4 protein-coding genes are annotated in these 2791 nt (G+C 38.6%); all 4 read right to left on the bottom strand.

The window, feature by feature from the left end; genetic code table 11:
- Positions 1-27 precede the first annotated feature (27 nt).
- Complete coding sequence (locus tag AC3AX0_RS10945) at positions 28-1017, bottom strand: DNA polymerase III subunit (protein ID WP_487550323.1); 990 nt, start codon at positions 1015-1017, stop codon at positions 28-30.
- Between the two features lie 12 nt (positions 1018-1029).
- Entirely contained in the window at positions 1030-1362 is a 333-nt protein-coding gene (locus AC3AX0_RS10950) for a cyclic-di-AMP receptor (RefSeq protein WP_487550324.1), read from the bottom strand.
- Between the two features lie 13 nt (positions 1363-1375).
- Positions 1376-1993: a dTMP kinase gene (gene tmk / locus AC3AX0_RS10955; RefSeq protein ID WP_487550325.1), complete on the bottom strand. Its 618-nt coding sequence runs from the start codon at positions 1991-1993 to the stop codon at positions 1376-1378.
- Between the two features lie 12 nt (positions 1994-2005).
- Positions 2006-2791, bottom strand: a 786-nt coding sequence (locus AC3AX0_RS10960; RefSeq protein WP_487550326.1) for an Orn/Lys/Arg family decarboxylase, incomplete at its 5' end; no start/stop codon positions are given.

Consider the following 2791-nt stretch of genomic DNA (forward strand, 5'->3'; position numbering starts at 1 on the left):
GCTTTCTTAAACCTTACTCCTATTACGCTAATCATGCTTTACCTCCTGTATTCCGAATAGCATGTTATCTATTGCCAATTTATAGTTTACGTTGCTTTTTACATCATCATAAGTATTCTGAAACACTTCGTAAATTTCAGAACATCTCTTTTTGTCGGTCTTTCCCGACTGTTTTTCAATCAGGTCCATCCTGTCTATATTTATAATCTGGTTCATCGCTCCAACCTTGTAAAATGACAAGTCCCTGAACCATATCATGAGTATTTCTAAAATGTCATCTATGTCATCTTTGTGCTTGTCAAAGTATTTTTCATATTCAAACACTGTTGATTTGCCACTTTTTAAAATATTGTCAACCATGTCGACAATTTCTCCCCTCAGTTGAAGTATGTTCACTTCCTCCTTGAGAATGTTTACCGCTCTTTGTACTATGCCTTTTGAATAACCCGTAATGAGTCCTGCCTTCTGGCTGTCCACTTCATATTCTTCGACGAGTATCCTTTTCACTTCACTGTCACTAATCCTGTCAAGCTTCACAGTCTGACACCTTGACACTAAGGTAGGGATTATAAGACTTTGATTTACAGTTATAAGAATTATGACCGTATCTTCTGGAGGTTCCTCCAGAGTTTTTAGAAAGGTGTTTGACGCCTGTACAGTCATCTTGTGGGCATCATTAAGTATAATCACCTTTTTTCTGCTTTCATAGGGCTTTACATAGACAATTTCCTGTATTTCGTCAACATCTTGTCTTTTTATGGAATTCTCACTATAGTCCATAATGTGTATATCCGGGTGGCTTCCCGCCTGTGCCTTTATACATGAGCTACAGGTACTGCAGGGATAGTCATCTCTTTCTAGACAGAGTATTGTCTGAGCGAAGATACTTGCAAGTTTAAGCTTACCAGTTCCTTTGGGCCCTTCAAATATATACCCATGTGAAATACTATCACCTTTTGTGATATCCATCAAATGTTTTTTTATTTTTTCCTGACCTAGTATCTCGTCATAGCCCATAAATCTACCTGCCTACATTTTTTCGAATTTGTCAATATCAAGAACAAACACCGTTGCTCCACCTATAAGTACCTCTATTGACCTTGGTATATATCCACTTGTTGCCGTATATGCACTTGGCAATGTTGCCGCGGTGTGTTTCTTCCTTGTCTGACAATTATTCCTAATTATTTCAAGAACCTCGTCAACTTTTTCCTTTTCAACACCTATCATAAGTGTCGTATTTCCGGAGCTTAAAAAGCCTCCCGTTGAAGCCAGTTTTGTAAGTCCAAAATCTTTATCTCTAAGTTCCGAAGACACTTTGCTCGCATCTTCATCCTGTATTACCGCTACCACAAGTTTCATAGCATCCTCCTATTTAGATTATATTTTCCAGCTCGTTGATTACATTTTCAAATACTTTTTCCCTGTCCACGGATGCATCTACAACCTTGATTTCAGGAGACACCTTTATAATCTCCTTGTAACCATTATATACATCCATATGGAAGGAAATATGCTCGTTCTCAAGCCTGTCTCCACCATCGATATCCGTCTTCCTTTTCAATGCAACTTCTGGATTGATATCCAGAAACAGCACAAGGTCGGGATATGTATCTCCAATGGCAAATTCGTTTATCTTTCTTATTTTCTCAACACCAAGTTTTCTGCCTATTCCCTGATAAACAAGGCTTGAATGATAAAATCTTTCACAGATTACTGTTTTCCCTGATTCCATCAGGGGTCTTATCTTTTCTGCAACATGCTGGGCTCTTGAAGCTGCATAGAGTAATGCTTCAGTAGTATATGCCATCTCCTTATGATCACAGTCAAGTATAATGTCCCTTATCTTTTCGCTGATGGGTGTTCCTCCAGGTTCCCTGGAAAATTCTATACTGTGCCCCTTTTTTTCAAGGTACTCAGCTATAAGCTTTGCAACGGTGCTCTTTCCTGCTCCGTCTGGCCCTTCAAGCACTATAAAAAGTCCTTTATCCATAAAACACTCCTGTCATATATTGATTATTTTTATTTTCCCTTTATCAAGACCAATTACTTCTATATTGGATTCCCGTATTTCAAGAATTTTTTCAACCATTTTGTTCGTTATCCTTTCCCCGGGACAAAGAAGCGGTATTCCCGGCGGATATGGTATTATATAGCTTCCACTTATCTTGCCTTCTGCTTCCTTTATATCCACACACAGCTTGTCTGAATAGAAAGCCTTCCTTATGTTTATTACACTTTCAGGACATTTTGCGGTGAGGTATTCGCTGGTTTCAGCTTCTTTCAAAGCCTCTACATTCTCAACTTCCCTGCCGTATTTAACAGCCATGTCATCCACTGCCTTGAAAAGTCTTTCTATGTCTTCTATTTCATCACAGGCTGTCATGAAGGCGTTTACATAGTTTAAATCCGCCATTTCCACCTGTATATTGTATTCCTTTCTCAAAATGGATTCAGCCACTCCACCTTTTATTGCAATATCTGAGGTTCTGAAGAGAAGCCTGGTATTGTCAAAATCATTGACTCCCCTTTCCATGAAATAGTCCTTGCTTTTGAATATCTTGCCTGCATTTGGATATTTCACGGCCATTTTTTCTACATAGGCCATATTCTTTTTTAACCTGTCATTTCCTTCCTTCTCCATCATGTCAATTGAAGCTTCAATAGATGCCATAATAAGATATGATGGACTTGAAGTTAGAAGCATTGACATAATGCTTTCGATCCTGTCCACATGCTTTTCATTCTTAACATGAAGTAATGAGGACTGCGTAAGTGAAGGCAGTGTCTT

The sequence above is a fragment of the Dethiosulfatibacter sp. genome, assembly GCF_983023055.1.

Coding starts and splice junctions, on each gene's coding strand:
- AC3AX0_RS10945 (WP_487550323.1), bottom strand. CDS start 1,017: ATGGGCTATGACGAGATACTAGGTCAGGAAAAAATAAAAAAACATTTG.
- tmk (WP_487550325.1), bottom strand. CDS start 1,993: ATGGATAAAGGACTTTTTATAGTGCTTGAAGGGCCAGACGGAGCAGGA.
- AC3AX0_RS10950 (WP_487550324.1), bottom strand. CDS start 1,362: ATGAAACTTGTGGTAGCGGTAATACAGGATGAAGATGCGAGCAAAGTG.